The organism is Mycobacterium sp. ZZG (assembly GCF_054786995.1).
On sequence record NZ_JBTBFV010000103.1, the window covers coordinates 1 to 7,926 of the forward strand.

The 7,926-nt window shown below is 67.3% G+C and carries 5 protein-coding genes and 1 pseudogene; 2 read left to right on the top strand and 4 right to left on the bottom strand.

Going from position 1 to position 7,926, the window contains the following annotated elements; genetic code table 11:
• Window positions 1-196: 196 nt before the first annotated feature.
• Window positions 197-379: pseudogene (locus tag ACXMYJ_RS28045) on the bottom strand (homocysteine S-methyltransferase family protein); the annotation flags it as partial.
• Window positions 380-686: 307 nt separating this feature from the next.
• Between ACXMYJ_RS28045 and clpX the strand changes: the two are divergent.
• Window positions 687-1,967, top strand: a complete 1,281-nt coding sequence (clpX, locus tag ACXMYJ_RS28050; protein WP_443189497.1) for an ATP-dependent Clp protease ATP-binding subunit ClpX — start codon at window positions 687-689, stop codon at window positions 1,965-1,967.
• Window positions 1,968-2,060: 93 nt separating this feature from the next.
• Here the strand turns inward: clpX and ACXMYJ_RS28055 are convergent, their stop codons facing one another.
• From ACXMYJ_RS28055 to ACXMYJ_RS28065, 3 genes are all read right to left on the bottom strand, one after another.
• Complete coding sequence (locus ACXMYJ_RS28055; protein WP_460359434.1) at window positions 2,061-3,371, bottom strand: glycosyltransferase; 1,311 nt, start codon at window positions 3,369-3,371, stop codon at window positions 2,061-2,063.
• 78 nt (window positions 3,372-3,449) lie between these two features.
• Window positions 3,450-4,328 (bottom strand): formate dehydrogenase accessory sulfurtransferase FdhD, encoded by an 879-nt coding sequence (fdhD, locus tag ACXMYJ_RS28060; RefSeq protein ID WP_460359435.1) that lies wholly within the window; start codon window positions 4,326-4,328, stop codon window positions 3,450-3,452.
• Window positions 4,329-6,641 (bottom strand): FdhF/YdeP family oxidoreductase, encoded by a 2,313-nt coding sequence (locus ACXMYJ_RS28065; protein ID WP_460359436.1) that lies wholly within the window; start codon window positions 6,639-6,641, stop codon window positions 4,329-4,331.
• A gap of 127 nt (window positions 6,642-6,768) precedes the next feature.
• On the opposite strand from ACXMYJ_RS28065, the gene ACXMYJ_RS28070 reads away from it, so the two are divergent.
• The gene (locus ACXMYJ_RS28070; RefSeq protein WP_460359437.1) at window positions 6,769-7,707 is read left to right on the top strand and encodes a LysR family transcriptional regulator; all 939 of its coding nucleotides are present in this window, start codon (window positions 6,769-6,771) and stop codon (window positions 7,705-7,707) included.
• The last annotated feature ends 219 nt before the right edge of the window (window positions 7,708-7,926 follow it).

Consider the following 7,926-nt stretch of genomic DNA (forward strand, 5'->3'; position numbering starts at 1 on the left):
TCGGATTGCCACGCCCCAAACGGCGGGGCAATCCCGAATCTGTCGGCCTGCCTGTGACTTCACACACGCGCCGACGAGCGCTTGAGACGCCCCGCCCCATCAACCCACTAATTCAGCAGACTCCTAGGCGCTCAGCTCGCCGGCAATCCGGCTGATCTCCGCCGGGCCGACCCGGCAGCAGCCGCACCGTGCGCGTCGCGGGCGCGGCGAAATACGCCGCAGGCACCGCGACGATTTCCTCGGGCGCGTCCACCAGCAACCGCGCCGACCGCAGACCGTCCGACAGGTCGTGGCCGCGCGCTTCGAGTTCGGTGGCCGGCCCGCCGTCGCTGACCAGCACCGTCCGGTCGCGCCGAGGATTCCCACCCCGCCACCGCACGTCCGATGACGCAGGTCAAGAGGTCGACCGGTTACACCCTGCCCAGGCAGGTACTCTCGGTCGGGTAACGGCGGCGACACGCCAGAGACACGGTGGTGCGTTACGCGACCATCGCGGGCGGGTCAGGCGATATGTTGACGCAACTACACGTGAATACCACCGACGCTATTCGGCTTTATCGGTCGCACAGCGGCGGAAACAGCGGGTAGCGTCGGGGCTACACAAGTCGGGGCTACACAAGCGGTCCCGGTGCCCCGCACCGAAACGACTGGATATCGACGGCGACAGGAAGTAGGACCCCAGCACCATGGCACGCATTGGAGATGGCGGCGACCTGCTGAAGTGCTCGTTCTGCGGCAAGAGCCAGAAGCAGGTGAAGAAGCTCATCGCGGGACCGGGTGTGTACATCTGCGACGAGTGCATCGATCTGTGCAACGAGATCATCGAAGAGGAGCTCGCCGACGCCGACGATGTCAAACTCGACGAGTTGCCGAAGCCGGCCGAGATACGGGAGTTCCTCGAGGGATACGTCATCGGTCAGGACACCGCCAAGCGCACCCTGGCCGTGGCCGTCTACAACCACTACAAGCGCATCCAGGCCGGAGAGAAGTCGCGCGATTCGCGTTCCGAGCCCGTCGAGCTGGCCAAGTCCAACATCCTGATGCTCGGCCCCACCGGCTGCGGCAAGACCTACCTGGCCCAGACGCTGGCCAAGATGCTCAACGTCCCGTTCGCCATCGCCGACGCGACCGCGCTGACCGAAGCCGGCTACGTCGGCGAGGACGTCGAGAACATTCTGCTCAAGCTGATCCAGGCCGCCGATTACGACGTCAAGCGCGCCGAGACCGGGATCATCTACATCGATGAGGTCGACAAGATCGCCCGCAAGAGTGAGAACCCGTCGATCACCCGCGACGTCTCCGGTGAAGGCGTTCAGCAGGCGCTGCTGAAGATCCTGGAGGGCACGCAGGCCTCGGTGCCCCCGCAGGGCGGCCGCAAGCACCCGCACCAGGAGTTCATCCAGATCGACACCACCAACGTGTTGTTCATCGTCGCCGGTGCGTTCGCAGGGTTGGAGAAGATCGTCTCCGACCGCGTCGGCAAGCGCGGACTCGGCTTCGGCGCCGAGGTGCACTCCAAGGCCGAGATCGACACCCAGGATCACTTCGCCGAGGTGATGCCCGAGGATCTGATCAAGTTCGGGCTGATCCCCGAGTTCATCGGCCGGCTCCCTGTCGTGGCGTCGGTGACCAATCTGGACAAGGAATCGCTCGTGCAGATCCTGTCCCAGCCGAAGAACGCGTTGGTCAAGCAGTACACCCGGCTGTTCGAGATGGACGGGGTGGAGCTGGAGTTCGACGAAGAGGCGCTGGAGGCCATTGCCGATCAGGCCATCCATCGGGGCACCGGCGCGCGCGGTCTGCGGGCCATCATGGAGGAAGTCCTGCTGCCGGTGATGTACGACATCCCGAGCCGCGACGACGTCGCCAAGGTGGTCGTGACCAGGGAGACCGTCGAGCACAACGTGCTACCGACCATCGTGCCGCGCAAGCCGTCGCGGACCGAACGTCGCGACAAGTCCGCCTAGAGTCCCTGTTGAGATTGCGTTGAGGGCCGTCAGTCATCGCGACTGACGGCCCTCAACGCATTTTCACCACGTGGGGTGCGCCGCCCCCTCCGCCTAGGTCGACTGCAGAGGTGGTGCCCACTCGGCGACCACCTCGTCGACCAGCGCGGCGATGGTGGCGATGCTGTCGCGGCCCGCATATGCGCACTGCAGCCGACGAGCTTGGGCGCGATAGGCCGCATCGTGGAGCACCTGCCGCACGGCACGGCGGACGGTGTGCGAAGTCGGTGTGGCGGTCCGCAGATCGACCCCGACGCCGAAGTGCCGTACCCGGGCCGCCACCTCGGGCTTGTCCTCGGTCCGGCCGGCGACGACCATGGGCACTCCGGCGGCCAGTGCGCGTTGCACGGCGCCGTAACCGCCGTTGGTGACCATGACGTCGACTCGGGGCAGCAGGACCTCATGGGGTAGGTATTCGGCGGCGAAAGTGTTGGCGGGCAACGATGTTCGGATCTCGGAGAGCGGGCGGCCGCCGGTGGTGACGACGAGGGTGACGTTCTCCGCCGCCAGCGCCTCGATGGTCGGTTCGACCAGTCGGCGCAGGTCGGCATTGTCGACCGTGCCCTGGGTGACATGCACGACGGGCCTGCTGCTGTCGAGCTCATGCCACCAGGGCGGCGCGACGAAGTCGTCGGCAGGCGGTGGACTGACAGCGCCGACGAATCGGACATGCGGGGGAAGATCGCTGCGCCGGTACTCGAATTCGGGGATGGTCGGGACGATCACCCGGTCGGCCAGTACGGCGGAGTCCAAGACGAACACCGGCAGCTTCGGTACGCCCATCGCGGCGAGCATCCGTTCGGCGGCCCGGTGCGCCGGGCGCAATCCGGCCCGTTGCGTGGCCAGTGTCAGGGCGCGGCTGCGCAGCCTGCCGACCACGCCGCGCATCGGCGCTATCCCCGGCCCCGCCGGTGCGGTGTCGCGGCTAGTCAAAAACAGCGGTGTGGTGGAGTAGGACAGGATCGGCGGGCGGGCGCCGCGATCGCCGAGGAGCAGTGGCAGTACACCGAGAAACAACGCGTCGGCGATGACGGCGTCGTAGTGGTGGCTCGCCGACACTTCTTTGAGCGCTCCGAACTGAACGGGCATAGGCCGCACGAAGATGTGCTCGATGTCGAAGTTGAGCCGTGCCAAGCCGGACGTCTGCGCGCGTCCCGGCAGGTCGGCGTCGAACGAAGAATCATCGTAGTCGGCGGCGTAGGGCAGCGGCACGGGATCCGCGCCGACAGCTCGGATCTTGTCGGCATGGCGGGAGCTGGTCAGCACGGAGACGCGGTCACCGCGGGCGGCGAGTCCGCGTGCGACGTTCAGCAGCGGCGAGATGTGTCCGACCGGCGGGCAGGATGCGATGAGGATCTGCGACATGTGTCGATGCTCGCCGCCGACCCGACACGTGTGCTTGGAGCCTGTGTGGAGAAATCGTGGAGATCGCGCAAAGGCCGCTCAGCTGAGCACGCGGTCGGGGCGGGTGTAGACGTTCATCGAATCACCGCGCAGGAAGGCCACCAGCGTGACACCCGATTGGGCGGCCAGATCGACCGCCAGCGACGACGGGGCCGACACCGCGGCGAGCACCGGAATGCCGGCCATCACCGCTTTCTGGGTCAATTCGAACGACGCGCGGCCGCTGACCAGCAGTACGGTGTCGCCGAGCGGGATCCGCCGGTTCTCCAGTGCCCACCCCACCACCTTGTCGACGGCGTTGTGCCGGCCGATGTCCTCACGGACCACGAGTAGGGAACCGTCGGTGCCGAAGAGCGCCGCACCGTGCAGTCCTCCGGTGGCGGCGAACACCTTCTGTTCCCCGCGCAGCTTGTCGGGCATCGCCGACAGCGTTTCGGCGGTGACCGTCGCCGGGTCGTCGCCGGGGGCGTGTCTGATGATCAACCGCACGGCGTCCAGCGATGCCTTGCCGCAGACCCCACACGACGACGTCGTGTAGAAGTTCCGCGTGGGATCCACATCAGGCGGCGGGACACCGTCGGCCAGCGTCACATCCAGGACGTTGTAGGTGTTCTGTGAAAGCCCCGAACCGTCGTCCGGCAGGCTGGAGCGAAGCGATTCGGGGACGGGGGCGGGGGCGGTCGCGCCCCTGCAGTAGCGCACCGACATGATGTCCTCGCGGCCCCGCACGATGCCCTCGGTGAGCAGGAAACCCTGTGCCAGTTCGACGTCCGAGCCCGGGGTGCGCATCGTGACGGTGATCGGCTTGCCGTCGACCCGAATCTCCAACGGTTCCTCGACGACCAGGGTGTCCGGTCGCGCGACGGCGTCCTCGGTCGTCACGTGATGCACCCGGCGGCGCGCGGTCACCCGGCCCATTCAGCTGCGCTCCATCCTGATCACAACGGCCTTGGACACCGGCGTGTTCGACTTTGCGGCGGTATGGTCCAGCGGCACAAGCGGATTCGTCTCCGGGTAGTAGGCGGCGGCGTTGCCCTCCGGCGTCGGGTACGCGATGACGCGGAAGTCCTTCGCGCATCGCTCCTGCACCTGACCGTCGGCAGCGGGGAATTCGGAGATCAGGTCGACGCGGTCGCCGTCGGACAGCCCGAACCTGTCCAGGTCGGCGGGGTTGACGAACACCACCCGCCGGCCGCCCTTGACGCCCCGGTAGCGGTCGTCGAGCCCGTAGATGGTGGTGTTGTACTGGTCGTGGCTGCGCAGCGTCTGCAGCACCAGTCGGCCGTCGGGCACCGGCACCCACTCGAGCGGATATGCCGCGAAGTTGGCTTTTCCTGTCGCAGTGTGAAATTCGCGGGAATCTCGCGGCGGATGCGGCAGCTGGAACCCGTCGGGAGCACGCACCTTGCGGTTGTAGTCCTCGCATCCGGGGACCACCTCCGCGATCGCGTCCCGGATGGTGTCGTAGTCGGCGTTGAACGTCTCCCAGGGCACGGGGTGGCCGGGGCCGAACACCGTGCGGGCCAATTGGCAGATGATCGCGACCTCGCTGCGCACCTGATCGCCGGGCGGGGGCAGGCTGCCGCGTGACAAGTGCACCATCGACATCGAATCCTCTACCGACACAAGCTGTTTGCCGGTCGCCTGTACATCGCGGTCGGTGCGTCCCAGCGACGGCAGGATGAGCGCGGTGCGGCCGTGGACAAGGTGGCTGCGGTTGAGTTTCGTCGACACCTGGACCGTCAGCGAGCAGTTGCGCAACGCGGCCTCGGTGACCGGGGTGTCCGGGGTGGCGGAGACAAAATTGCCTCCCATGGCCATGAACACCGTGGCTTTGCCGTCGCGCATCGCGCGGATCGCGTCGACGGTGTCATAGCCGTGGTCGCGCGGGCTGGCGATGCCGAACCGGTCGTCGAGGGCGGCCAGGAACCGCTCGGGCACCTTCTCCCAGATCCCCATCGTGCGGTCACCCTGGACGTTGGAGTGGCCGCGCACGGGGCACAGACCGGCGCCGGGTTTGCCGATCATGCCGCGCATCAACAGAAGGTTGCAGATCTCGCTGATCGATGGGACCGCATGCCTGTGCTGGGTCAGGCCCATCGCCCAGCACACCACGATGCGTCGCGACGTCGCCATCATCGCCGCGACGCGGTCGAGTTGCGCGCGGTCGATACCGGTCGCCTCGAGTACGGTGTCGAGATCGACGGCACGGGTGCGCGCCTCGTAGTCGGCGAACCCCGCGGTGTGTGCCGCGACGAAATCGCGGTCCACGATCTGCACTCCGGGACCGGCCTCGTCCTGAGCCTCCAACAGCAGCCGGCCCAGACCGGCGAACAACGCCATGTCGCCGCCGAGGCGGATCTGTACGAATTCGTCGGCGATCGGCACCCCGTCGCCGACCACGCCGTGCACCTTCTGCGGGTCCTTGAACCGGATCAGGCCGGCTTCGGGCAGGGGGTTGACCGCGATGACCTTCGCGCCGTTGGCCTTTGCCTTCTCCAGCACCGACAGCATCCGCGGATGGTTGGTGCCGGGGTTCTGGCCGGCGATCACGATGAGGTCGGCCTGCACCAGGTCTTCGACGGTGACCGATCCCTTGCCGATGCCGATCGCGTCGACGAGCGCGGTCCCCGAGGACTCGTGGCACATGTTCGAACAGTCCGGCAGGTTGTTGGTGCCGAAGCTGCGCACGAACAACTGGTAGAGGAACGCGGCCTCGTTGCTGGTGCGTCCCGAGGTGTAGAAGACGGCCTGGTTCGGGTCGCCGAGGGCGCCGAGCTCGTCGGCGATCAACCGGTACGCCGCTTCCCACTCGATGGGCCGGTATCGGTCGTCACCCGGCCGCAGCACCATCGGGTGGGTCAGCCGGCCCTGCTGGGACAGCCAATATTCGGGCTTGGCGTCGAGTTCGGCGATGGTGTGGCGGGCGAAGAACTCGGGGGTGACCACGCGCTTGGTGGCTTCCTCGGCGACGGCCTTGGCGCCGTTCTCGCAGAATTCGGCGAACTTGCGCCCACCGGGCTCCTCGGGCCACGCGCAACCGGGGCAGTCGAACCCGTGCCGCTGGTTGAGTCTGATCAGCGCGGCGGCCGTGCGGACGGGGCCCATCTGCTGCAGCGCGCGCTGCATGCTGACCATCACGGCCTTGACGCCGGCGGCCTCGCGTTTGCGCTCGCTGACCTGCACATCCAGCTCGTCGTAGTCGGCGTCGACGTCCTTCGCGGGGGCCATGGTCCCAATCTAGACGCCGGACCACCGGACCTCGGCCGGTGCGGAAGGGTTGTCATTTGGTATTTCACATGCGGTGATAGACGCTGTCTATCGTTCTGCTGTTTGGGGGTCCCGGAAGGGGAGCGCGGTGCTGTTGCAACACCTGGAGTACCTCCTGGCGCTGGCGGCCGAGCGTCACTTCGGGCGGGCGGCTGCGCGCTGTCATGTGAGTCAGCCGACCCTGTCGGTGGCGATCCGTCGATTGGAACGTGACCTGGGCGTCGTCATCGTCCAGCGCGGACACCGCTTCGAGGGCTTCACCGAAGAGGGACGCCGGGTGGTCAGCTGGGCCCAGCGGATCATCGCCGAGCGCGACGAAATGCTCGCCGACCTCGAACGGATGCGCGGCCGGTTGACCGTCACGGCGCGGCTCGGGGCGATCCCGACGGCGGTGCCGGCCAGTCCGTTCATCACCGCGGAGTTTTTGGCCCGCAATCCGGCGGCCTCGGTGCGCATCGAGGCATTGTCGTCGCGCGAGATCGCACGCCGGCTCGCCGATTTCGAGATCGACGCCGGATTGACCTATCTCGACGACGAGGCGCCACCGGGCACGCGGTCGGTCGAGATGTACCGGGAGCGGTATGTGTTGGTAGCCCCGGCCGACGATCCACTGATGGCCGGCGCCGAGGTGAGCTGGGCGGACGCGTCGACACGGCAGCTGTGCGCGTTGACCACCACGATGCGCAACCGTCGCATCCTCGACGCCAACATGGCCGCCGAAGGCGTCCGCTATCGTCCCGCGGTGGAAGCCGACTCGGTCGACGCGCTCTTCGCGCATCTGACGCACTCGCGGCGCGCCACCATCGCCTCGGCCGCGTGGCTGTCGCAGTTGGGGGTGCCGCAGGGATTCGCGGCGCGGCCGATGGTCGTGCACAGCCCCGGTCCAGCGATCGGGCTGGTGGTGCCCGACCGAGAGCCGGCGCCGCTCGTCGCGACGGCCCTCGTCGGGGTGGCGACCGACATCGACCTGGGCTCGCGCCTAACCGGCATGGAGAGGGATGCGATGCGTTCGGGTGGCGGCCCGTAGTCCTGCCGCAGTTCAGGTGTGCCCGGTGGCGCGCCCGCTCGTCGGGGTTGGTGCCGTTGCCGCCGGCGCGTGGGTGACGGTGGCTGTCTAAACCTGAATCCACCGATGAATTGCCTGGTAGGCGAGTGTTGATATGAGGAAAGTGCCCTCTGAGCTGCGATGATGAGTGTTCCTTACGCACTTATCGGCACAACTTCAGAAAGGCACTTCCGGTGAAAG